General features: G+C 65.6%; 21 protein-coding genes. 8 read left to right on the top strand and 13 right to left on the bottom strand.

Annotation, left to right across the window (positions count from 1 at the left end; genetic code table 11):
• Positions 1-153: 153 nt before the first annotated feature.
• The 4 genes from VI234_RS18620 to VI234_RS18605 form a co-directional block, all read right to left on the bottom strand.
• Entirely contained in the window at positions 154-1,377 is a 1,224-nt protein-coding gene (locus VI234_RS18620) for an iron-containing alcohol dehydrogenase family protein (protein WP_336330878.1), read from the bottom strand.
• A 377-nt stretch (positions 1,378-1,754) separates the two neighbouring features.
• On the bottom strand, positions 1,755-2,207 hold the full coding sequence (locus tag VI234_RS18615) for a hypothetical protein (RefSeq protein WP_336330877.1): 453 nt from the start codon (positions 2,205-2,207) through the stop codon (positions 1,755-1,757).
• 242 nt (positions 2,208-2,449) lie between these two features.
• Positions 2,450-4,330, bottom strand: a complete 1,881-nt coding sequence (locus VI234_RS18610; protein ID WP_336330876.1) for a molybdopterin biosynthesis protein — start codon at positions 4,328-4,330, stop codon at positions 2,450-2,452.
• Positions 4,327-5,550, bottom strand: a complete 1,224-nt coding sequence (locus tag VI234_RS18605) for a molybdopterin molybdotransferase MoeA (protein WP_336330875.1) — start codon at positions 5,548-5,550, stop codon at positions 4,327-4,329. Before VI234_RS18605 ends, VI234_RS18610 begins: the two co-directional genes overlap by 4 nt.
• A 110-nt stretch (positions 5,551-5,660) precedes the next feature.
• Between VI234_RS18605 and VI234_RS18600 the strand changes: the two genes are divergently transcribed.
• Positions 5,661-6,887 (top strand): tripartite tricarboxylate transporter permease, encoded by a 1,227-nt coding sequence (locus VI234_RS18600; protein WP_336330874.1) that lies wholly within the window; start codon positions 5,661-5,663, stop codon positions 6,885-6,887.
• Here VI234_RS18600 and corA read toward each other — a convergent pair.
• The 5 genes from corA to VI234_RS18575 all read right to left on the bottom strand — a co-directional run bounded on the left by corA (position 6,882) and on the right by VI234_RS18575 (position 10,832).
• Positions 6,882-7,859 carry a magnesium/cobalt transporter CorA gene (gene corA / locus VI234_RS18595; RefSeq protein WP_151145908.1) on the bottom strand — a complete coding sequence of 326 codons (978 nt, stop codon included), beginning with the start codon at positions 7,857-7,859 and terminating at the stop codon, positions 6,882-6,884. The two genes, VI234_RS18600 and corA, sit on opposite strands and share 6 nt — an antisense overlap.
• Complete coding sequence (locus VI234_RS18590) at positions 7,856-8,026, bottom strand: hypothetical protein (RefSeq protein ID WP_008313304.1); 171 nt, start codon at positions 8,024-8,026, stop codon at positions 7,856-7,858. Before VI234_RS18590 ends, corA begins: the two co-directional genes overlap by 4 nt.
• A 43-nt stretch (positions 8,027-8,069) precedes the next feature.
• The gene (locus VI234_RS18585; RefSeq protein ID WP_336330873.1) at positions 8,070-8,711 is read right to left on the bottom strand and encodes a DUF6517 family protein; all 642 of its coding nucleotides are present in this window, start codon (positions 8,709-8,711) and stop codon (positions 8,070-8,072) included.
• 109 nt (positions 8,712-8,820) lie between these two features.
• Positions 8,821-10,299: a cysteine--tRNA ligase gene (gene cysS / locus VI234_RS18580; protein WP_336330872.1), complete on the bottom strand. Its 1,479-nt coding sequence runs from the start codon at positions 10,297-10,299 to the stop codon at positions 8,821-8,823.
• 47 nt (positions 10,300-10,346) lie between these two features.
• Positions 10,347-10,832, bottom strand: coding sequence for a DUF7523 family protein (locus tag VI234_RS18575; RefSeq protein WP_008313310.1), 486 nt, complete (start codon positions 10,830-10,832; stop codon positions 10,347-10,349).
• Positions 10,833-11,046: 214 nt separating this feature from the next.
• Between VI234_RS18575 and VI234_RS18570 the strand changes: the two genes are divergently transcribed.
• The 3 genes from VI234_RS18570 to VI234_RS18560 all read left to right on the top strand — a co-directional run bounded on the left by VI234_RS18570 (position 11,047) and on the right by VI234_RS18560 (position 13,378).
• Positions 11,047-11,205 carry a hypothetical protein gene (locus VI234_RS18570; protein ID WP_004956734.1) on the top strand — a complete coding sequence of 53 codons (159 nt, stop codon included), beginning with the start codon at positions 11,047-11,049 and terminating at the stop codon, positions 11,203-11,205.
• A gap of 114 nt (positions 11,206-11,319) precedes the next feature.
• Positions 11,320-12,201, top strand: coding sequence for a CbiX/SirB N-terminal domain-containing protein (locus VI234_RS18565; RefSeq protein WP_336330871.1), 882 nt, complete (start codon positions 11,320-11,322; stop codon positions 12,199-12,201).
• A 100-nt stretch (positions 12,202-12,301) separates the two neighbouring features.
• Positions 12,302-13,378: a DR2241 family protein gene (locus VI234_RS18560; RefSeq protein WP_336330870.1), complete on the top strand. Its 1,077-nt coding sequence runs from the start codon at positions 12,302-12,304 to the stop codon at positions 13,376-13,378.
• A 6-nt stretch (positions 13,379-13,384) separates the two neighbouring features.
• Here the strand turns inward: VI234_RS18560 and VI234_RS18555 are convergent, their stop codons facing one another.
• From VI234_RS18555 to VI234_RS18545, 3 genes are all read right to left on the bottom strand, one after another.
• Entirely contained in the window at positions 13,385-13,948 is a 564-nt protein-coding gene (locus tag VI234_RS18555; protein ID WP_225306764.1) for a DUF7524 family protein, read from the bottom strand.
• Between the two features lie 33 nt (positions 13,949-13,981).
• Positions 13,982-14,176, bottom strand: a complete 195-nt coding sequence (locus VI234_RS18550) for a methytransferase partner Trm112 (protein ID WP_004956717.1) — start codon at positions 14,174-14,176, stop codon at positions 13,982-13,984.
• Between the two features lie 114 nt (positions 14,177-14,290).
• Positions 14,291-15,667 (bottom strand): adenylosuccinate synthase, encoded by a 1,377-nt coding sequence (locus tag VI234_RS18545; protein WP_008313325.1) that lies wholly within the window; start codon positions 15,665-15,667, stop codon positions 14,291-14,293.
• 178 nt (positions 15,668-15,845) lie between these two features.
• Here VI234_RS18545 and VI234_RS18540 point away from each other — a divergent pair, with 178 nt between their 5' ends.
• Positions 15,846-16,151: a hypothetical protein gene (locus VI234_RS18540; RefSeq protein WP_004516266.1), complete on the top strand. Its 306-nt coding sequence runs from the start codon at positions 15,846-15,848 to the stop codon at positions 16,149-16,151.
• A 9-nt stretch (positions 16,152-16,160) separates the two neighbouring features.
• On the opposite strand, the gene VI234_RS18535 is transcribed toward VI234_RS18540, so the two are convergent.
• On the bottom strand, positions 16,161-18,728 hold the full coding sequence (locus tag VI234_RS18535) for a DUF7527 domain-containing protein (RefSeq protein ID WP_336330869.1): 2,568 nt from the start codon (positions 18,726-18,728) through the stop codon (positions 16,161-16,163).
• An 89-nt stretch (positions 18,729-18,817) separates the two neighbouring features.
• Here VI234_RS18535 and VI234_RS18530 point away from each other — a divergent pair, with 89 nt between their 5' ends.
• The 3 genes from VI234_RS18530 (at position 18,818) to ctaD (ending at position 21,482) form a co-directional block, all read left to right on the top strand.
• The gene (locus tag VI234_RS18530) at positions 18,818-19,213 is read left to right on the top strand and encodes a DUF7541 family protein (protein ID WP_008313330.1); all 396 of its coding nucleotides are present in this window, start codon (positions 18,818-18,820) and stop codon (positions 19,211-19,213) included.
• A 63-nt stretch (positions 19,214-19,276) separates the two neighbouring features.
• The gene (locus tag VI234_RS18525; RefSeq protein ID WP_008313331.1) at positions 19,277-19,528 is read left to right on the top strand and encodes a DUF6684 family protein; all 252 of its coding nucleotides are present in this window, start codon (positions 19,277-19,279) and stop codon (positions 19,526-19,528) included.
• A gap of 169 nt (positions 19,529-19,697) precedes the next feature.
• Positions 19,698-21,482 carry a cytochrome c oxidase subunit I gene (gene ctaD / locus VI234_RS18520; protein WP_336330868.1) on the top strand — a complete coding sequence of 595 codons (1,785 nt, stop codon included), beginning with the start codon at positions 19,698-19,700 and terminating at the stop codon, positions 21,480-21,482.
• The last annotated feature ends 126 nt before the right edge of the window (positions 21,483-21,608 follow it).

Raw genomic sequence — 21,608 nt, 5'->3', positions numbered from 1 at the left:
CTCGCGGCGCTTCGCGCCGCTGCGGGGAGCGGGTTCGCAAAAATCTACGCTAAAAACGACCGTCTCGCTCCCGCTGGTCGCGAGAAGTGAAACCGCGCGCCGATGGCGCGCGGTATGCTATTTTGCCTGTTTTGCCCGTCTCCGAGCAAGGCACTACCAGGCCGACTCTAACACGCTGACGATGTCTTTTCGTGTGGGTTCCAGTTCTGACGGGACGTTCGCCATGAAGGCGTCTTCGAGGACGGCGTCGGCAACTTCGGGGAACGCCTCACGGTCGGGGCCGTCGACATCCCGGAGTCGCGTCGGCAGTCCCAGCGTCGTCACCACCTCACTGACTCGGTCGACGACGGCAGCGGCGGGGTCGGCAGCACTGCCGACGCCGAGCGCATCGGCCAAGAGTGACTGCCGGCCGTCAGTCTGCTCGAACAGATACGAGAGGGCGTGCGGGGCGATGACTCCGTGGGCCGCGCCCTGCTGGACCTCGTAGGTCCGAGTCAGTCCATGGCCAAAAGCGTGGAGGAGCGACAGCGTCGTCCCGTCAGCCCTTGAGATGCCGTACTGGACGAGCATGATACCTTGCGTGAGCGCCTGATACACCCACGGGTCGTCGTCGCCGCCGCCAACCGCGAGCAGGCCCTCGGTGAGAAGCTCAAGGCCGCGCGCCGCTGTCGCGTCGGTGATTGGCGTCGCGTTGGCGGCGTACAGCGTCTCGATGCCCTTGTTGAAGCCGTTCATCGCCGAGGCCGCGAGTATCGACCAAGGTGCCGTCGCGACCATTTGGGGGTCGTAGCAGATAGCCGCCGGCATCAGCTTCGGGTCGCTGACGCCACCGCTTGCTGGCTCGTCGACGGGACAGGTGTCGGGGTCTGCTGTGACGCCGGCCACAATAGAGAGGTCAGCGCCGGCCAGCGTGGTCGGAACGGCGATGATGGGCAGCAGGTCTCCGTCGGGAATGGCAACCGTTCCGGTGTCGACGAACTCGCGGCCAACAGCGGCCGGGTCGCGGTCCGTCGCTGCGAGGACGCTGATAACTTTGGCAACGTCGAGACTGCTCCCGCCCCCGACAGCCACGAGGCAGTCGGCGTCGGTTTCACGGACGCGTTCGAGCCCGTCGTAGGCTGTGCCGAGACGTTTGGCGGGTGTCGTTTCCGCGAAGGTGCCGGCTAATCGGTTACCCAGTCCATCGCGCACGGGGTCCATCACGGCCGCCGTTTCGCCGACGGTCGAGCCACAGACGACCAGTGCGCGCTCAAATCCCTGTGTGTCCAACTCCGCACCTAACGACCGCGTGGCGTCGGGGCCATAGCGGAGCGTTGCTGGAGTGTATGCGAAGCGGAACGGGGCTGCGAGGTCGTCGGTACTCAATGGCTCTGTCATTGCTGACGCGCATCCGCTCCCATCTGGGTCGAGCAGACACGCTGTTGTCTGGGTCTATCTATCCTTGGATGCTCCCTACCGGCCATCGTCGTTCCCCCTCAGCTCATCCGCGATAGCGGTCGCACGATGCAGGCTGGCTGTGTCGGCTCTCACTCTCTGACATTTAGAGGCCACCATGGCAAAGGTTTCTGCTCCCGGTGGCCTCAAAAATTACCGAGGCCATCACACCACGGCTACCGAGTGAATCGTCAACGTCTATCGTCGGTCAGTAGTTCCATCGCTTGCCCGACTCTGACGTGGTGCGACGTGGCGAGACAGCCGCTTTTGACCACGAGCTACCCCACGCCGAGCTACAGCGGAACGGGGTCGCGCTTCCACTACACGAGCGCGGCGACGTATGCACTACCGGTCCCGACGGTAACGACCACGCCCAGAAAGACCGCCCACTGGATGAGGACGGACCGCGTCGAGGTTGTTTCGGTCCACGCAGACGAGAAGCGGTGGACCCCGTAGGCGAACAGTGTACTCGCCACGACGTACACTGCCGGCAGGAGCGCGAGTGACAGGGTCAGCTCACCACGGCCCGGGAACAGCCCGAACCGTATGAACGGGACAAGAAGCACGACAACAACTAGTCCATAGAGGATACCGAACACCATCGACAGGAGTAGATACCGAGGTCGAAGGACCACCCGCCAGGACGGCGTCTCGTCGTCTGGGTGGCCGCCAGAAGCGAGGATGAGGAAGCGACGGACATCCGGGAGCACGGATAACATCGGAGCGGACAGCACGCCCCCGGCCACCCCGATGCCGCCAGTTATTCCCCACATTACTGCGAGCTGTAGCATGAAGAACAGAAGGAGCTGTAAAATCAGGGTCAGAAGCCCCACCGCTGACTCAAGTCCTTGCACAGACGTGTCATCTCTCTGTTGCGTGATAAAGCACCGCATGATTGGGCGTGGCCCACTCAGCAACACAAACCGGGCGATGTAGTGGTCAGCGAGACTATGCCGCTGCTTTCGACATAGATTCGGTCGTTTTTCGATTATGTGTGTCCCCTGAGCGGAGTCCGCTACGACGACTCCATTCCGGCCATCCCGTCGGCCATCGAATCAATGTCGTCCAGCGTCTCGGCAAACTCGCTGACGCTGGCTTTCCCCTGGCGGTCCGGGTTCGCAAGGACCCGCACGGGCTGGGTCCCCAGCGGGACGAACCCGAGGTCGAGTTTCGCTGCTGTGGCACGGAGGCCCAGCCCTGCATCTGCGTCGCCTGCCAGCACCTTCCGGGCAGGGCTTTCGTGGGCCTTCGTCGTGAGTTCGTAGCCGTCGATAGCGTCGACGACCTCGGCCCGGCCGACGCCGCGCTCGTCCCCGAACGCGTCGAGTGCGTCGTCGAAACTCCGGCGCAGGCCGGACGCTGTGTCTCGGTTGACAAAGCGGTAGTCCCCATCAACAAGGTCGTTGAGTCCCGATACGTCGCTGTCAGCAGCGACGACCAGTCCCCATTCGCGCTGCCAGCCGCCGATGTCCGTCGCGTCGTGGTCGTCCGCGGCCGGGCCCGCGACGACGGCAATGTCGGGAACGCCGTTGTCGAGGCGGCGGCGCCCCTCGGTCGTCCCGAGCGGGAGGTAGCGCGGGCGGGACACGGTGTCGAGCAACCGCGAGAGCAGCGGGTCGTCCTCGCCCATTCCAAGCAACGTCGGCGGTCTGACTGCCGGGGAGAACAGCGTCACATCGACCGCCTCGCCTTCGGCCAGATAATCCGTTCCGGGCGGCACATCCACGAACCCGTCGGCGTCGACGAGGCTCGTTGTCGCGCCGCTGCCCTTGTCGACGGGGTAGACCAGCAGGGAGCCCGATTCGTCTTCGACCAGTCCGGCCGGCATGAGACGCCTGCGCCCCTCGCCGTAGCGTTCCTGAACCGCCATCGTTCCGGACACCGTCGCTGTCTGTGGCGGGTCCCGTCCGGCAGCGTCCCGGACCGCCGGCGCGACGAACGTCTGGAAGATGGTCAGCGCCGACACCGGGTACCCGGGCAAGCCGACGTACGCCGAGTCGCCGATAGTGCCGACGAGCATCGGCTTGCCGGGTTTGACGGCGACGCCGTGAAGCCTGAGTTCGCCGCGCTCCTCGATGACGCGGTAGATGACGTCGACCGCGCTCGCGCTGGTCGACCCCGACGAGAGGACGAGGTCGCACTCGTCGGCCGCCTCGTGGAGCAGCCGCTCCATCTCTTCGTAGTCGTCGCCGGCGTGGGGGTACATCACCGGGTCGCCGCCGGCCTCCGCGACCGCGCCGGCCAGCGTGTAGCTGTTCACGTCGTATATCTGGCCGGCGGCGCTGTCGAGTGGGTTCCCGGGCCGGACGAGTTCGTCGCCGGTGGAGAGAATGCCGACCTGGGGCCGGCCACGCACCGGAACCTCGTCGACGCCCAGTGCCGACAGGAGGCCGATTTCCCTGGGCGTGATGCGCGTGCCGGGACCGAGCGCGCGCGCCCCGGCCGCGATGTCCGCGCCGGCGAGCATCACGTTGTCACCGGGCGCGACGGACGTGCGTATCTCGACGCCGTCGTCTGTCTCGGTCGTCCGCTCGACCATCACGACGGCGTCGGCACCTGGCGGCATCACCGCGCCAGTGGAGATTTCGGCGACAGCGCCCGGTTCGACGGTCACGTCGGGCTCCTCGCCCGCGTGAACTTCGCCGGCGACCGACAGCGTCACCGGGTCGGCTTCGTCAGCGCCGAAGGTGTCCCTGGCGTGTACGGCGTAGCCGTCCATGCTCGCGCGGTCGAACCCCGGTACGTCGATGTCGGCGTCGACTCGCTCGGCGAGAACACGGTCCCGGGCGTCAGCCAGCGGGACCGTCTCCGGGGCGGGGTCGATATCGAGGCTAGCCACGACTTCGTGGGCCTCCTCGGGCGACGCCAGGTCGCGGAACTCGCGGCGGTCGCTCACTGTGACCACTCCCAGTCCTCGACGGTCACGGTGTCGCCGGCGTCGTATCCCTCGACGGACTCCGGCACGACGACCCAGCCGTCGGCGAGCGCAACGCTTGAGAGGACGCCCGACCCGCTGGCCCGCGTCGGCGTCGCGGTCGTTTGCTCGTCCGCGCCTTCATCGTGCAGTTCCACCCGCGCGTAGGTTCTGGTCCCCGGCTCACTGGCGATCTTCCGCATCAGTTCGGCCTCGGTCGTCGGCGGGTCAGCCGTCGGGAGGTGGCCGGCCCAACGGAGCGCCGGTTGGAGGAACTGGACGGCGTTGACGATGCAGGCAACCGGATACCCCGGAAGCATGAGAATCGGCGTCTCCTCGACCACGCCCAGCGCGACCGGGTGGCCCGGTTTCAGCGCGACGCCGTGGACCAGCACCTCGCCGATTCCGTCGACGACCTCCGGGAGCAGGTCACGCTCGCCGACGGAAGACCCGCCGGTCGTCACCACGATGTCGTGGTCGAGGTCGTCGCTGATGGCCGCCCGGAGCGCGTCCACGTCGTCGGTGACGATATCGCGGTAAGTCGCTGTGCCGCCCCAGCGTTCGACGTACTGGGTGACGGTCTGGCCGTTCGTCTCGATGACCTGTCCTGGCTCCGGATCGTCCTGCACCAGTTCTTCCCCGGTCGGAATCACGCTGACGGTTGGCTGCTCGTACACCTCGACAGCGTCGTTCCCGACGGATTTCAGCAGTCCGAGGTCCGACGGGCGGAGCCTGTGGCCGTCCTCGTACAGCGTCTGCCCTTCCGCCACGTCCTCGCCGATGGGGGCGACGTTCTCCCCGCCCGCGACCGCATCGAACACCGTGACGCTGTCGCCGGTCACCTCGGTCTCCTCGACCATCACGACGGCGTCGGCACCCTCGGGGAGTTCGCTCCCCGTGTGTACGCGGGCCGCTGTCTCTGTGGTCACCGTCTCACCGACCCGGAGCGATGCGGGCGACCGCTGGCTCGCGCCAAAGGTGTCCTCCGCCCGCACGGCGAAACCGTCCATCGCTGCGCGCCGGTAGTGGGGCACCGCTCGCTCGGCAGTGATTTCGCCCGCGACGACGCGCTCGTCGGCGTCGCGCAGCGGAACGCGCTCCGTCCGCTCGTGTGGGGACACTGCGTCCAACAGCGTCTCCCTGGCCGTCGTCACTGGCGTTCGGTCCTTGAACCCAGCCGACTTTCGGGACTCGTTGCTCATGCCGGTACGAATGGCCGGCACACCAAAAAGCTCGCCAGGTTCAGGGGGATTCGGCCGGAAAGGCCGAGCGTCGCGGAGATTCAAGTACGGGAACGGGGCCACGCCCCGGTATGCTACCGGGGACGCCCGCCGTCGACCCGACGACGACGCTCGCGCTACTCGCCGCGGTCGGCGCGGGTGTCGGGCTGGGAACGCTCAGCGGGCTCGTTCCGGGGTTGCACGCCAACACGTTCGCGCTCCTGCTCGCCGCGGCGGCGAGCAGCCTGCCCGGGCCGCGGCTCTACGTCGGCGTCGCGATGCTTGCGGCCGGGGTGACACACACCTTTCTCGACGTGATTCCGGCGCTGGCGCTGGGCGTCCCGGACCCGGCGATGGCGGCCAGTGCGCTACCGAGCCACCAGCTGGTCATCGAGGGCCGCGGTCGGGAGGCGCTTCGCCTGTCTGCGCTCGGGAGCGGGCTGGCCGTGGTGTTTGCCGTCCCGCTCGCGGTTCCGCTCACCCTCGGAATGGAGCGTGCGTATCCGCTGGTCCGGCCCTGGCTCCCGGTGCTCCTTGCAGGGGTCGCCGCCCTGCTCGTGGTCACCGAACGCGGCCGCCGTCGGCAGGTCGGCGCGGCGTGTTCCCTGGCCGCCAGTGGACTGCTCGGAATCGGGCTGCTCGATGCGCCGGTAACCGGAGCGTTGCCTGTGTCGGACGTGCTGGTCCCACTGTTTTCGGGACTGTTCGGCGCGCCGGTGCTCCTGGCCGCTATCGAGGGGGACGGCGTCCCGCCACAGGCCGACGCGACGGTGACGACGCCGCGACGAACGGTCGGCGTTCTCGCCGGTATCGGCACACTCTGTGGGGGCGTAGTCGGCTACATTCCGGGCGTCTCCAGCGCTATCGCAGCGACGCTGGCGCTGGGCCTGATCTCCGACCAGGGACCGCGAGCGTTCATCGTCACGACGAGCGGCGTCAACACGGCGACAGCGGTATTTGCGCTGTTCGCGCTCATTTCGCTCGGGACGCCCCGAACCGGCGTTCTCGTCGCGCTCGACCGGGCCGAAGTCCCGTTGGTGCTCCCGGCACTGCTCGCCGCGGTCGCCATCGCTGCCGTCGCCGGCGCGATACTCGTCCCGACCGTCGGCGACCGCTACCTCCGGATTGTCGGCCGACTGGACCCGGCGTACCTTTCGCTGTCGGTGATTGCGGTCCTGATCTGTCTCTCCGCGCTCTTCGCGGGGCTGGTCGGCGTAGGTGCGTTCGGGGCCGCGACCGCAGTCGGCCACTTGCCCCCGAAGTTCGGGGCTCGGCGGGCGACTCTGATGGGGGTGTTGCTCGTCCCGCTGGCGTTATAGGTAGCCCCGCTGGCGGAAATGGGCGAGCAAGACGGCGACGACGATCACCATCCCGATCATCACCGCGGGGTAGCCGAACGCCCAGCCCAGTTCCGGCATGTTGTACGGGCTGTCGGCGAAGTTCATCCCGTAGATGCCGACCACGAAGGTCAGCGGAATGAAGATGGTCGCGACGACGGTGAGCATCTTCATTACCTCGTTGGTCGACTGGGACACCGTGTTCAGGTAGATATCTCGCGCCCCCGCCACCAGGTCGCGGTACGTCTCGGTCAGGTCGACAATCTGGACCAGGTGGTCGTACACGTCCCGGAAGTACTTCTCCGTCTGTGGCTGGATCTGGTTGGGGTCGCCACGGGCGAGCACGCCGATCGCTTCCCGCGCCGGCCAGACCTGTTTGCGGAAGGACAGCAGGTCGCGCCGAACGTCGTTGATCCGTTCGAGCGTCTCGATATCGGTGGAGATGGTCACTTCCTCCTCGATCTGTTCGATATCGGTCTCGATCTCGTCCAGTAGGTCGAAGTACGCGTCGACGATGACGTCGATGACCCGGTAGGCCGTGAAATCCGGGCCGCGGTGGAGGAGTCGCTCGTCCCCGCGGCCGACGGCGTCCATCACGCGCTGGACGGACGGGACGGCTCCCGTCGACAGCGTGACGACCCAGTCGGGGCCGATGAACAGGCCAAGCGGCGTCGTTTTCACCTCCTTGTCGAACGTCGTATCGCCGGGCGTGAGCGACGCGGACTTGACGAGCGCGAACGTGTAGGCGTTGAACTCCTGGACGTTCGCCCGGACGTCGGTCTTGATGTCCTCGATAGCCAGCGAGTGGAGATCGAAGGCGGAACTGACGGCGTCGATTTCTTCGGGTGTCGCGTCGGTGACGTGAACCCACGTCGTCCCGACGGCCGTTCGGGCTGCCGCCAGGTCCTCGTACTCCACTGCCTGTCCGTCGGCGTACACCACTGCGGAAATCACGGTGTGTCCTCCGTCGGCGTGGCGTGGCCGACGGCCGCCACCGTCAGCCCGACCATGACCGCCGTCACCGACGCAGACCGGCCGGGGTAGGCGACGCTCGTCCCGACAGCATAGCCAGCAATGCCGACGAGCGTGAGCACCGCACCGGCGACAAACAGCCGATTCATGCCTCCGTCATCACTGGCCCGAAAGAAAACAGTGTCCCCGCAGTCAGTTGCCCGAGTGCGAGAGGCCGCCGAGCAGCGTATCGACACGCGGCCCTTCGCGGTCGTCGATCCGTTCCGGGTAGACGGCGACAGCGACGACCACGTCACCCTCGTGTTCGAAGCTCGTGAGATGAATCAGGACATCCACTTCCTGGCCCTCGATGGCCGTCGTTCCGGAGAACACGGCCACCTCACGGGACTCGCCCAGTGCCTCCACCGAGCGGTTGCGTTCGAACTGGACATCGTTTATCTGGTCGTTCCGGCTGGCGACTTCCTCGACGAGGCGTTCGTTGGACCAGCTGGCGGCCGGGTTCAGCGACTTCCCCGCGACGCTGGCGCTGGGCGTCGAGAAGACGATGAATCGGCCGGCGTTGACCTCACCGAGCGGTCCGAGGTCGATGCCACGCTCGTACTGTCGGACGTGGTTCGTGACGCGGATGGTTCGCTCCTGCCCGGCGACGGTGACCGTCCGCTCGATAGTCTGTTCGTCAGCCATCGACTGCTCGTAGCCGGTCTCTTCGAGCGCACTGTCGCCGACTGACACCGGTGCGGAGTCGAACTCGACTGTCTCCCCGGTTATCAGGCCGACACAGCCCGACGAGGCGACGAGTAACCCGACGAGAAGCGTGAGGATGCCCTTTCGCATTGTTGTTTCTACACTGTGTCCAGTATATAAAGTGCTTGGCCGCCCAAGCTGTTAACTAAGGTACAAAACACCGTCGATAAACGTCCTAGAACCGGTCTATCGTCCCCTTTCAGAGCCGGTAGGTCGGCCCGTCGTCAGTGTCCTGCACCTCGACGCCGAGCGCTTCCAGTTCGTCCCGGAGTTCGTCGGCGCGTTCGTAGTTACCGGCCTCTCGTTCCTGCTCGCGGATATTCAGAACCAGGTCGACGACGTCACCGGCCAGCGACACGTCGCCGCTGTCGTCGTCGCCGAACGCCAGCCCGAGGATGCCGCCGCCGAGTTCCTCGAAGGCTTCGATGGCGCGGCGGAGCCCCTGGTAGTCCCGTTGCTCGTGGGCATCCAGGTGGGAGTTCACAGCGGCCGTCAGGTCGAGCAGCGCGGTCATCGCTTCCCGCGTGTTGAAGTCGTCGTTCATCGCGGCCTCGAACGCCGATCGGGCGTCTGCGACAGCGTCACGAAGCGTCTCGTCGGTTACTTTCGCGTATGCGTCCACGTCGTCGCAGGCCTCAACTGCCCGCTCGTAGCCACGGGACAGGCGGTCCCAGCGCTCCTCGGCCTCCGCGATGGTCTCGTCGCTGTAGGTCGCCCGCGAGGTGTAGGCCGTCGACAGGAGGAAGGTCCGGAGCACGTCGGGGCCGAACTCCTCGACGGCGTCGGCGACGGTGAAGTAGTTACCCAGCGAGGAGGACATCTTCTCCTCCTCGGTTTCCAGCAGTCGGACGTGGAGCCAGTACTTCGCGAACTGCGTTCCGGTCGCGGCCTCGCTCTGGGCCACCTCGTTCTCGTGGTGGGGAAAGACGAGGTCCTGCCCGCCGACGTGGATGTCGATGGACTCGTCGAGGTGGGTCATCGACATCGCCGAGCACTCGATGTGCCAGCCCGGTCGGCCCTCGCCCCACGGGGAGTCCCAGGTCTGGGCCGTCTGGCAGGCCTCCGCGGCCGGCGCGGCCTCGGGGTGCTGGTGGTCGGCGATGTCGTCGGGGTCGACGCCGCCGGCCTTCCAGAGCGCGAAGTCGGCCGGATGGCGCTTTTCGCCTTCGGTCTCCTCACCCTGGGACTCGATGTCGTCGACGGACTGGTTCGAGAGTTTCCCGTAGTCCTCGAAGCTTGTCACGTCGAAGTAGACGGAGCCGTTCTGTTCGTAGGCGTGGCCCCCCTCGACGAGTCGCTTGACGAGGTCGATGATCTCCGGGACGTGCTCGGAGACGCGGGGATACACCTCCGCGCGGCCGAGGTTGAGCGACCGCATGTCGTCGATGACCTGCTGGACGTAGTGGCGGGCCACGCTCTCCTCGCTGTCGCCGTCCTCGCCGACGCGGGCGACGATCTTCTCGTTGACGTCGGTGAAGTTCTCGACGTGGTGGACGTCGTAGCCCAGGTGGTCGAGCCAGCGGGCCATCACGTCGACGTGGACCCAGCCGCGCGCGTGCCCGAGGTGGGGTGGGTCGGAGGTCGTCAGCCCACAGTAGTACAGCAGCACGGAGTCGGGGTCGCGCGGCTCGAAGGGCTCTTTCTCACCGGTCAACGTGTTCGTCACGCGAAGCGTCATTACCGGGGGAAACTGGGGCCGCCCGCTTTAAGCCGTCGGAAGGCGACTCACCCCTGTACAGTCGCTTCGACCACCCGGAGCGTGTCCGGTCCCGCGCGGCGGCTCACCACCACGACGAGCGCGTCGTCGGTGACGCCGGCGGCCTCGGTCGAGATATCGGTCGCTCGCAGGCGTCCGAGCACCTCGGCCAGCGCCGCCGCCGAGAGGTCACCGGTGGCGACGATGCCAGTCAGCGAACCGGCGCCCTCGGCGAAGGCGGCGTCGCCGACTGTGAGGACGGCGGTCGACTCAGCACCGGGGGACTCGACCCGGCCAAGCCCGCTCTGCATCGAGACCCTGGCGTCGCTGTCGTGTGGCGGGTCGGTGGGCAGTTCCTCGGCGAACCGACGGAGCGCAGTCGCGACGGCTTCCTCCTCGCCGTCGATGTCGAGCGTGCGAGCGGCGGCCGTGTAGTTAACCACGCCCGCCCGAAGTGCGTCGTAGAGGAACGGGCGCTCGCGGACGGCGTCCCTGGTCGCGGCTGCGAGTGACATTGGCGTCGGGCACGAACGGCGCAGACAAAAGCGGTTCTATCGATGCGAGCGAGCGCGCTTCGACCGGAGAGAGCCAGCGGTGCCCGTTCTATCCCGTCATGACCACGGTACGGACGCGCTAAACCCGCAGAACTGCGGGTCCGCTCCCAGCAAGTGAGAACAGTCATAGGGGATTGTGCCACAGGAGGCTGTCTCTCTACATGAGGGAAGGACAATGGCTATTGCACAACGCGAACGGCAAGTGTTCGGACAGCCCCTGGAACCGGCGGAACGAGTCATCGGTGGCATTGTTGTCGCTGCTGGCGCGCTGGGACACGCCGCACTGCTGGCAGCAGCCGGACTGCTGTTCTACGTCCTCCTGTTCGGGCTGTGATCGGGCGGAATCGATCGGTAACCACTCACTTTCCGAGTTGAACACCGAACAGCCCGCCGGCTACCCGGACAGGCCAACGAAGGCCCTAAGGACGGCTCGCCCCAACCGGTGAGTATGGACGAAGCACTCGTTATCGCGGCCCACGGCTCCCATCTGAACGCCGAGTCGAGTACGCCCACGTACGACCACGCCGACACGATTCGGGCGACCGGCGCGTTCGGCGAGGTCCGCGAGTCCTTCTGGAAGGAGGAACCGTCGTTCCGGGAGGCGCTGCGGACCGTCGACGCCGAGGAGGTGTATCTGGTCCCGCTGTTCATCTCTGAGGGCTACTTCACCGAGCAGGTCATTCCACGGGAGTTCCGCCTGGAAGACTGGGACCCCGAGCTGTGGGACTCCGACGGGACGAGCGCGACCAACGCGACGCTGGCCGCCGAGGACACGGACCAGACCGTTCACTACTGCGGCCCGGTCGGGACGCACGACTCGATGAGCGACGTCATCGTCCAGCGGGCCGAGTCCGTCACCGGTGACCCCGACGTCGGCGACGGGTTCGGCCTCGCGGTCGTCGGCCACGGCACGGAGCGCAACGAGAACTCCGCGAAGGCCATCCAGTACCACGCCGACCGCATCCGCGAGCGCGGCCGCTTCGACGAGGTGCAGTCGCTGTTCATGGACGAAGACCCCGAGGTCGACGACGTCGCGGACTACTTCGAGAGCGACGACATCGTCGTCGTCCCGCTGTTCATCGCCGACGGCTTCCACACCCAGGAGGACATCCCCGAGGACATGGGGCTGACCGACGACTACCGGACGGGCTACGACGTACCGACCACTGTCGAGGGCCACGATATCTGGTACGCCGGTGCTGTCGGAACGGAGCCGCTGATGGCCGATGTGGTACTCGAACGGGCTGCTGACGCAGGAGCCGACGTGAGCAGCGCCATCGAGCAGGTGCGCGAGGAGACCGGCGGCGCGAAGCCCGCGACCGGCGACTGACCGCTCAGCGCCTGCCGCTTTGTACCGGAACACAGACCGACTGACACTGCTGGCTGGCCGGAACCAGCCGACTTTTGCCGACTGAGTTCCGTTTTCCCGTATGGACGGCGAGTACGTGGACGCGCTGGTGGCAACTGCCCCCGATGGCATCGCCTTCGACGACCTCCATGTGGCCCACGAGAGCGGCGGGTACACGTTCCAGACGCCGGACGTGGACCACAGTGGTATCGACGAAGAGACGCTCCGGACGGTGGCGGCGGAGTCACCGTACGTCCGAAACTGGTATTTCTGGCACGCCACAGCGCCCCAGAAGGCGGACCGCTGGGCGTTCCTCCGCTGGCTCGAAGGGGCAGAGCAACGGGACGTGGCCGAGCGCTACGACGCGCTCGCCGACGGGGTGTCCGCGACCTGGGGCGAACTCCATCTGACCGTCACGCTCTCCGACGGGGAACGGGCCTACAGTGTTCGCCACCGCGCCGACGCCGACGTCGGGACGAGCGCACTCGACACGCATGACGACCCGCTCGATGCACGCGAGATAGCGAAACACGACGACGACGGCGGCTACCGTCCGCTCAAGACCGCGCCGTCGCTCCAGACGGGCTGGGCGTTCCCGGCCCTCTCGGCGGGCGAGTTCGTCACGACTGTCGACGCGTTCTACCCGGCGACCATTGCGAACTGGCACCGCGAGCGGGAGGGCGAACTCGACGTGAACCACTGGCGGGACACCGTCGACCGCCAGACGGGAATCTACGGCGTCGTCAAGACCTGGGATCGCGGCGACGGCTACGAACACGTCAACTGGGTAGCCGAGGCCTGCTGTGACGACTCCCAGTGTCTCAAGCGCCGGGAGTGGCAGTACGACGAGGAGACGGACCTCGGCGTCGACGGCGGGTCGGGTGAGTTCCCCTGCCGCGAACCCTGTTCGCTCGTCATCGCCGGCGCACGCCAGTGGACGAAACTCGAAGGCGAGACGAGCCAGACCTACGAGTTCGAACTCACGCCCAGCGAAAAAGAGCAGGTCGAGGCCATCATCGATGCCGTCGCCGACGGCGAGGCCGAGGACATCCGCGAGGCGGACATCTACGAGGGAGCCAACCGGTACCGGGCGCGGTTCCTGCGCGCGAAGCTGTTCGACGACGAGGGGAACCTCGGCGGCGTCGAGACGGAACAGTAACGGGGTTCAGGACGAGCGAACGGCGACGGACAGAAGTCCCAGCACGATTGTGACTGCGAGGACTGCGACAGCGGTCAACAGCAGGCTCTCGGTGAGAACCAGCGTGATGAGGCCCGCAATCAGGACCGTGAAACCGCCAGCCGCCAGTATCGGTCCCGCGGACAGGTCTTCGAGCCCGGGTTCCGATTCCGTCGCCGATTTCGGCTGTGGCTTCGACAGCTCGTCGTCGACGATGACCGGTTCGTTCTCGGTCCCGCCTTCTGGGATGTAGATGTCGATGTACCGGGTCTCGGCGCCGTACCCCGTCACGACCTTTAGCTTGCCACGGACCGGGCCGTCACCGTCGACAGTTATCCTGACCAGTCGGTCGGTTTCGGCCCGTACGTGGTGGTTCGTGGCGTCGAGCGATGCGACGGAGGAGAGCGAGTCGTCGAGGTGAAGATGGACGTGCAGGGCCTCGCCGTGATTGACTAATCGTACGTCGAAACTCCCTGTCGCGTCGAACTCGTTTGGAACCTCCAGGCTGTGGATGTCCGTCCGATTGAGGTGCACGGGCAGGGAGTCAGGCACGGACGTGACTCCGCGGGGCGAGGAAAAAAAGGTTCAGGCCGGTGCCTCGTCGCGCATATCCGGCGGGAGCAGGTTCGGAATGCCGTCCTCGATGGGGAACGTCTCGCTACACTCGGTACAGGTGAGTTCGCCCGACAGAATCTCGCCGTCGTCGCGCTCCGTCACTTCGAGGTCGAGGTCGTGCTTGTCCAGAGGGCAGCAAATAATTTCCATCAGGTCCTCTTTCATACAGTCGACCAAGACCGGCGGTCGCAAAAGTCTGCCGCTCTCCCAGTGAGTGTCGCCACGTCACTGGGTAATCGCGTCTGCCCCCTCAAACGTCGAAGTAGGGAGAACAGCCCGCTAGAACGGGTGCTCGCGAACGATAGTTTCGCCGCGGCCGGGGCCGACGCCGATGGCGTAGGCCGGCGTGTCGAGTTCGGACTCGATGTATTCGACGTAGGCTTTCGCGTTCTCCGGCAGCGCGTCGTACCCCTCGTCGGCGGCGTTCGCCCAGTCGACCTCGGGCCAGCCGTCGAAGGACTTGAAGTTGGCTTCACAGCGCTTCCACTGCTCGGTCGTCGCGGGCATCGACGCCAGTTCCTCGCCGTCGAGCGTGTACGTGTGACCGACTTTCACTTCGTCGAGGCCGGCGAGCACGTCGAGGTGGTTGATGGCGATGCCGGTAAAGCCGGACACGCGCGTGGAGTGGCGCAGCATCGGCAGGTCGAGCCAGCCGACACGTCGCGGGCGGCCGGTGACGGTCCCGTACTCGCCGCCTTCCTCGCGGATGTAGTTCGCCAGTTCCTCGTTCTCGCCTTCGCCCTGCTCGTCGTAGCCGGGCGTGTCGCCGACGACGCCGCCGAGTTCGGTCGGCAGCGGGCCGCTCCCGACGCGGGTGAGGTACGCCTTCACGATACCGATGACTTCGCCGTCGCCGACGACGCCGGGGCTGAGTCCGGTCCCGGTCGCCGCGCCGCCGGCCGTCGGGTTCGAGGAGGTGACGTAGGGGTAGTTCCCGTGGTCGATGTCGATGATGGTCCCCTGTGCGCCCTCCAGCATGACGTTCTGGCCCTCGTCGATGGTCGCGCTGAGGAAGGCTCCGGCGTTGACGGTCATGTCCTCGGCCTCGAAGCGGCGGCCGAACTCGCGGAACTCCTCGAAGATGGCGTCCACGTCCAAGGCATCCGGATCGTCAAGCTCGTCGACGTCGAGGCCGTACACGTCCTCGACGACGGCCCGCTTCTGCGGGACGACGTATTCGAGGCGCTCTCGGAGCACGTCCGGGTCGAGCAGGTCGCCGACGCGAACGCCGCGCCGGCCGGCCTTGTCCTCGTAGGTCGGGCCGATACCCCGGCCCGTCGTTCCGACTTCTTGGTCTGTTTCACTCTTTACCTTCTCTTCGATGCCGTCGAGCACCCGGTGGAATGGGAGAATGACGTGTGCTCGTTCGGCGATGCGAACGTCCGGGTCGAGGCCGCGTTCCTGGAGCGTGTCTATCTCGTCGAACAGCGTTCGCGGATTGACGACGCACCCGTTGCCGAGGACGCCGACCTTGCCGCGGATGGCTCCGCTCGGAACCAGCGAGAGCTTGTACTCCTCGCCCTCGTGGACGACGGTGTGGCCGGCGTTGTCGCCGCCCTGATAGCGCGCGACGACGTCCACGTCGTCGCCGTACAGGTCGACGATGCCGCCCTTCCCTTCGTCGCCGAGCTGTGAGCCGACGATGGTTACGGTCATCGCACGCACCTTCCATCCACCGTGATAAACAGATTACGGTCCGGAAATCACGCTCGTGAGCAGTACCCATGTGAACCGTTACGACGGTTTTAAGATACCCCTGTTCGAACGTATCAACGTTGTAGCGATTGGCCGAGGGAGAACCTTTAAATACCGCAAACACAAGTTAACAATTGCCATGATAGACAGGCTTGAAAAGGAAGTTGACATGCTGGAGCGCCACTTGCAGGTGCTTCGCATGGTTATCGAGAACGAGCCTATCGGTATCGTGAAGATGTCCAACGAAACCGGCTACCCGCACCACAAGGTGCGGTACTCCCTGCGCGTTCTCGAAGAGGAGAACCTCATCGAGCCCTCCAGCCAGGGTGCGATCACGACCGAACAGACCGGTGAGTTCGTCGACGACTTAGACGAGAAGGTCGACGAGATCATCGACAAGCTCGAAGGTATGAAGATCGAAGACGCGGCCGAAATCGAAGGCTAAGCTTCTTTCTCAGAGTTCCGGGACCGCCAGGTGGAACTCCTGGTTTCTCGCTTCTAACAGACAGAGGTGAAAGCCCTCCTTGCGCGAGAGGTTCACGAAGCTCTTCCGCTTATCGCGGTTGAACAGCCCACTGGAAGTGGCTTCTTCGGCGGTTTCGAGCGCCCCCGGCTCGAAGAAGCTGCTCGTGACGAGAAACGCCGACGCAAGCGATCCGGAGGCGTTGCCGACCCGCTCGGCGTTCCGGATGAGGTCCGACATCTGGCCCTCGGAGGCCGGTTCGCGCGAGTCGTTGATGTTGGCGACGACCAGCGGGTTCCCCATCCGGTCGCGGACGACGACGTCGAACCGCTCCTGCGAGCGGTTCTCCTGGCCGTCCTCCGTGTAGGTCACCGTGACGTTGCCGTTCAGTTCGGCGCGGTCGATAGCCGGAAGGCCCTCGTAGAGGTCCTTCATCGCTCCAGCGTGGCCGGTGTCCCGAATCTCGTAGAGGAGGTTCCGGATGAGCCAGTTGACGAAGCGGTACTGGATGCTGTCCTCGAGGAACTCCTCGAAGGGCGTCCCGTTGACCGTGGCGCCCTCGGCCTCGAACTGCGTGTGGTACTCCAGCCTGAGGTTCGCCTCGACTTCATCGCGGCTCGCCTCGCCGTCCCTGGCCTCCTCCAGCGTCGCCTTGCCTTTCGAGTCGTACCTGACGAAGAGGTTCGTCCCGTTTATCGCCTCGCCGACGCTGAGCCGGGTGCCACCCGCAGCGGTGTCGTCCTGCTCGTCGAGTTGCTCCTCCAGCCGGTCGATCTCGGCCCGTGCGTCGGCTAGCTCCGACTCCAGGCGGTCGCGCTCGTCCCGGAGTTCCTGGTTCGTGGCTTCCAGATCTGTGAGTTCGGATTCGAGTTCCGACACCGTCTCGGCCCGCTGTTCCAGTTCGGACTCCAGTTCCGCGACGCGCTCCTGCTCGCGCGGTGTCGGCTCTTCGTCGGCAGGCGACTGTCGCTGGTCCTCTGTCGAAGGCTGGGTCTTGGGCGTCTCGGCCGGCTGTGGGTCTTTCGCAGGTGTGCGACGGCTCTCCTGTGCCGGTGCTGGTCCCTGCACACTGGATTCGGTCGACGGTGCCGAGTCGTCCTGTGCTGGCTGGTCACGTCGCGGCGTCGAGGCCTGTTGCCCACCTGTCGGTGGCGTCTGGGTGGGGGACACGCTGGTTGTCATGCTTTCACGAGCACCACCGGACTTGTTCGGGTCCAGCGACGGGACCGAGCGCGTCTCCAGGTCCGTCGTTGACCCGCCAGAACCGGCGTCCGGCGTCGGCGTTGCCGCTCCAGTCCCGGACTGTGCCTGGGACGGCCGTGACTCGGTACTCTGGTTCGGTTTCGAGTCGGTCGGTTCGGCGCGACGGTCCGTCGAAGCCGTCTGGTCGCTCTGTGACTGGGAACTCCGAGCACTCGCCTGCTGGGCTTCCTGCGTTTGTGACGGGTCCGTCGCCGGGCGTTTCGGTTCGGTCTCCCCGGCAGTCTCACCCACTCTGGTCTCCCGTTCGGCGGCGTCGTTGTCCGGTTCCGTCTGTGTCGCGGCGTCGTTGTTCGGTTCTGTCTGGGTCGCGGTGTCAGTATCTGTCGCCGCCCGGTCGGTCGCTCCGCTGTCTGGCTGGCTGTCCGTATTCGGCTTCTCGGCCACGCTCGATTGCTCGTCCGACTCGGAACTGCGGCGGGACCGGCCCGGAGTCGCACCGGCGGCTTTCGACCCCGGCGGGCCGCTGCTTGCAGGGCCGCGGTCCGGTGTCGACTCTGCTGCGGTCTGGGCCTGTTCAGCCTCGTCGGTTCCATCGGCTTCGGTATCTCCGACGGGGTCCGGGGATGGGTCCGCCAGTTCATCGCTGGCGTCGCCCTGTGGTGTCGGTTCGTCTGGTGCTGCCGTCTCTGTCGGCGTGCTATCTACCGCACCCTCGTCAGTGGGTACGTCGGCGACAGCCGTCTCGTCGCCAGCGTCGAGCGGATCGACGCCGGCGGCCGCCGGGTCCGCTGACTGCTCGTCCGCCTCGTCGTCCGGCGGTTCCGGAATCTCGATCGGCTCGATGTCGACCGGCATGACCTCGTAGATGCCGACCTCGTCGTTGGCCGTTTCGAAGGCCTCGTCGTCGGTGATGAGGTTGTCAGAGTTCCCGACCCACGCGACGCTCATCGAGCGGCCCTGGTGGTAGACGGTGTAGTAGTCGCCCGAGAGGACGTTCTCCGAGAGTTCGATAAAGCCCGTAAAGTTGCCGCTCGACAGGGTTTGATCGACGTCTGCAAGCGCGGTGTCTTCGGTGTAGTACTGCGCTTTCACCTCGTCGGCCCGCTCCTGCATCACTGCAAGCAGGGGTAAGGCCTCGTGGGGCGACCGCTTGGCTGTTCCCGACGCGTCCTCGAAGTCCTCGATAGTGCCGTCGAGGACGCCGACGACGGTCCCGTTCAACATGAACAGGCGCGTCGGACCCGTGATGACCGCGCCGGAGAACTCCTGCCCGGCGAGGTCTTGCAGGCCCGCGAACCCGCCGTCGAACGGAACCGACTCCCAGCCGTCGACCCGTTCGACCGTGCGTGTACTCATTACTCCCACCAAGCCGGATGGCAGACAAATAGTTTGTGCCCACGGGCGCGGTCCGATGGACATATGCCGATTCGAGTGTAAGTACGTGTATGGCAGAGGAGCCGGGACTAAGCGACCAGTATCCGACTGCGAGCCCGTGGCCGCTGTTCGTCGCACTGGGATTAGCACTGTCAGAGATCGGCGTGTTCGTCGGACTCTTTCCGGTAGCCGTCTTCGGACTGATACTGTTCGGCGGCAGTATCGCCGGTATCCTCACGGAGTCCGGGTACGTGGAACGGCCGTGGCCGACCCTGCTGGGCGTGGGAGTGGTTCTTATCGTCCTCGCCGCCGCGTTTGCGGTCTGGCAGGTCCCGGTCGCCGATATCGCGCTCTCGAACGTCGGGACCGGGCCACTCCTCACTCGGCTGGTGGCCGTCGCCGCGGCGGGCACCGTGATGATCGCGATGGGTGGCGTCGCCTCGATAATGGAACAGACCGCGGCCTGAGACGGGTACCCGCCCGGTTCGGAAACCAACACTCTATTTACCGACCTGTGCTAACGGACAGGCATGGCACTGTTCGGGTTCGAAAAAGACACCCTGCTCGACCTCACTGTGAACGTTATCCCGCTCGGGATCCTCCTCTTCTTCATCGTCGCGTTCGCCGCGTTCCCGGCATTCGGAACGGATCCCGTCTTCTCCGGAATGCAGTTCGCACTGATCATCTCGATGTTCCTGTTGCTCGCTGTCCTGACCTACTACGCGGGGAAGGCCGTCGAGAACGCCGAGAAGGAGAGCGGCGAACTCGGCCACGAAGACTGAGCGGACGGGTTCAGACAAACCGTTTCGAAGACCGACCGCGGTCGCTACCGGATGACAGTGCGAGGTGATCCCTCCTTTCTGCGGTTTCACCGCCGGATGGAAGCCGTGTTTTATGATCGTTGCTGCAGGAATCGACCCTTTGATAATGTCCCAGTCCTGAAGGACGACTATGGTAGCAGGAGATATTGTGCTGACGGGGCTGATGGCCGTCCTCCTCGTCGGCATCGCCGCGCTTCTCACCCGTGTCGAGAACTGGCGTTCGTATACGCCGCTCGCGGGTGGCGGGGCCGTCACGGGTGACGAGGCAGCGGTCATCAACCGTGAGAAACCCGCAGGTATCATTCGCTGGCTAACAACCGTCGACCACAAGGACATCGGTCTGTTGTACGGGGTGTACGCGGTCATCGCATTCGCCGTGGGCGGCATCATGGCGATGCTCATCCGCCTCCAGCTCGTCACGCCCGCCGGGGCCATCCTCGGCAACAACGCCTACAACTCCATCCTGACGAGTCACGGCATCACGATGCTGTTCCTGTTCGGGACGCCCATCATCGCGGCGTTCGCGAACTACTTCATCCCCCTGCTCATCGGGGCTGACGACATGGCGTTCCCGCGTATCAACGCCATCGCGTTCTGGCTGCTTCCGCCGGCGGCCCTGCTTATCTGGGCCGGATTCTTCCTCGCGCCGGTGACCGAGAACATGATCGAGCCGGCTCGTACGGCCTGGACGATGTACACGCCGCTGTCGGTCGAGCAGGCGAACCCCGGCGTCGACCTGATGCTGCTGGGACTGCACCTCTCGGGCGTTGCGGCGACGATGGGCGCGATCAACTTCATCGCGACCATCTTCACGGAGCGCAACGAGGAGGTCAACTGGGCGAACCTCGACATCTTCTCGTGGACGATCCTCACCCAGTCCGCGCTCATCCTGTTCGCGTTCCCGCTGCTGGGGAGCGCCATCGTCATGCTCCTCCTGGACCGGAACCTCTCGACGACGTTCTTCGCCGTCGAGGGTGGCGGCCCGCTGCTGTGGCAGCACCTGTTCTGGTTCTTCGGCCACCCCGAGGTGTACATCCTCGTCCTGCCGCCGATGGGACTGGTCAGCCTCATCCTGCCGAAGTTCTCGGGCCGGAAGCTGTTCGGCTTCAAGTTCGTCGTCTACTCGACGCTTGCCATCGGGGTCCTCTCCTTTGGCGTCTGGGCCCACCACATGTTCTCGACGGGCATGGACCCGCGGCTCCGGGCGTCGTTCATGGCTGTCTCGTTGGCTATCGCGATACCGAGCGCAGTCAAGACGTTCAACTGGATCACGACGATGTGGAACGGCCGCCTGCGCCTGACGACGCCGATGCTGTTCTGTATCGGCTTCGTCTCGAACTTCATCATCGGCGGTGTTACGGGCGTGTTCCTCGCTTCCATCCCCGTCGACCTGATTCTGCACGACACCTACTACGTCGTCGGGCACTTCCACTACATCGTGATGGGTGCCATCGGCTTCGCGGCCTTCGCCGGCATCTACTACTGGTTCCCGATATTCACCGGGCGGATGTACCAGCGCACGCTCGGGAAGGCGCACTTCTGGTTCTCGATGGTCGGGACCAACATCACGTTCTTCGCGATGCTCGCGCTCGGCTACCTGGGGATGCCGCGCCGGTACGCCACCTACGAATTCGACGGCGCTATCGCACCGCTGACGCAGGTCAGCACCTTCCACCAAGCGGCGACGGTGGGTGCGGTCATCCTGTTCATCGGCCAGCTGTTCTTCGTCTGGAACATCGTCCAGTCCTGGCTCGAAGGCCCGAAAGTCGAGGACGGCGACCCGTGGAACCTCGAACGCGACGGCATGCTGGACCGCGAGTTCCAGTGGTTCGACGAGCAGCTCGAAGCCGAAGCGCCGGAGAAGGACCCCTCGCTGCTCGCTGACGGCGGCGAAGAAGAACAAGACGACTCGTAAGCGGCCGAATTCTGTTTTCGTCTACTTTCTGTCGTTCGCAGCTATGCCCGAACTGACAGTGCCTGTTAGCTCGCGCCGGAGACGAGTACCATGGCCGTCACGAACATCATGAGCGCGATTCCGGTC

This window comes from Haloarcula sp. CGMCC 1.2071, assembly GCF_037078445.1.
Taxonomy (GTDB): Archaea; Halobacteriota; Halobacteria; order Halobacteriales; family Haloarculaceae; genus Haloarcula; species Haloarcula amylolytica.
Note: the sequence above shows the minus strand (reverse complement) of the source record. Positions and strands in the feature narration are given on the sequence as shown.

Bases quoted from the DNA above. Each gene is read 5' to 3' on its own strand.
- VI234_RS18620 (WP_336330878.1), bottom strand. From the start codon at position 1,377: ATGACAGAGCCATTGAGTACCGACGACCTCGCAGCCCCGTTCCGCTTC.
- VI234_RS18615 (WP_336330877.1), bottom strand. From the start codon at position 2,207: ATGTGGGGAATAACTGGCGGCATCGGGGTGGCCGGGGGCGTGCTGTCC.
- VI234_RS18605 (WP_336330875.1), bottom strand. From the start codon at position 5,550: ATGAGCAACGAGTCCCGAAAGTCGGCTGGGTTCAAGGACCGAACGCCA.
- VI234_RS18600 (WP_336330874.1), top strand. From the start codon at position 5,661: ATGCTACCGGGGACGCCCGCCGTCGACCCGACGACGACGCTCGCGCTA.
- VI234_RS18590 (WP_008313304.1), bottom strand. From the start codon at position 8,026: ATGAATCGGCTGTTTGTCGCCGGTGCGGTGCTCACGCTCGTCGGCATT.
- VI234_RS18585 (WP_336330873.1), bottom strand. From the start codon at position 8,711: ATGCGAAAGGGCATCCTCACGCTTCTCGTCGGGTTACTCGTCGCCTCG.
- cysS (WP_336330872.1), bottom strand. From the start codon at position 10,299: ATGACGCTTCGCGTGACGAACACGTTGACCGGTGAGAAAGAGCCCTTC.
- VI234_RS18575 (WP_008313310.1), bottom strand. From the start codon at position 10,832: ATGTCACTCGCAGCCGCGACCAGGGACGCCGTCCGCGAGCGCCCGTTC.
- VI234_RS18570 (WP_004956734.1), top strand. From the start codon at position 11,047: ATGGCTATTGCACAACGCGAACGGCAAGTGTTCGGACAGCCCCTGGAA.
- VI234_RS18565 (WP_336330871.1), top strand. From the start codon at position 11,320: ATGGACGAAGCACTCGTTATCGCGGCCCACGGCTCCCATCTGAACGCC.
- VI234_RS18560 (WP_336330870.1), top strand. From the start codon at position 12,302: ATGGACGGCGAGTACGTGGACGCGCTGGTGGCAACTGCCCCCGATGGC.
- VI234_RS18550 (WP_004956717.1), bottom strand. From the start codon at position 14,176: ATGAAAGAGGACCTGATGGAAATTATTTGCTGCCCTCTGGACAAGCAC.
- VI234_RS18545 (WP_008313325.1), bottom strand. From the start codon at position 15,667: ATGACCGTAACCATCGTCGGCTCACAGCTCGGCGACGAAGGGAAGGGC.
- VI234_RS18540 (WP_004516266.1), top strand. From the start codon at position 15,846: ATGATAGACAGGCTTGAAAAGGAAGTTGACATGCTGGAGCGCCACTTG.
- VI234_RS18535 (WP_336330869.1), bottom strand. From the start codon at position 18,728: ATGAGTACACGCACGGTCGAACGGGTCGACGGCTGGGAGTCGGTTCCG.
- VI234_RS18530 (WP_008313330.1), top strand. From the start codon at position 18,818: ATGGCAGAGGAGCCGGGACTAAGCGACCAGTATCCGACTGCGAGCCCG.
- VI234_RS18525 (WP_008313331.1), top strand. From the start codon at position 19,277: ATGGCACTGTTCGGGTTCGAAAAAGACACCCTGCTCGACCTCACTGTG.
- ctaD (WP_336330868.1), top strand. From the start codon at position 19,698: ATGGTAGCAGGAGATATTGTGCTGACGGGGCTGATGGCCGTCCTCCTC.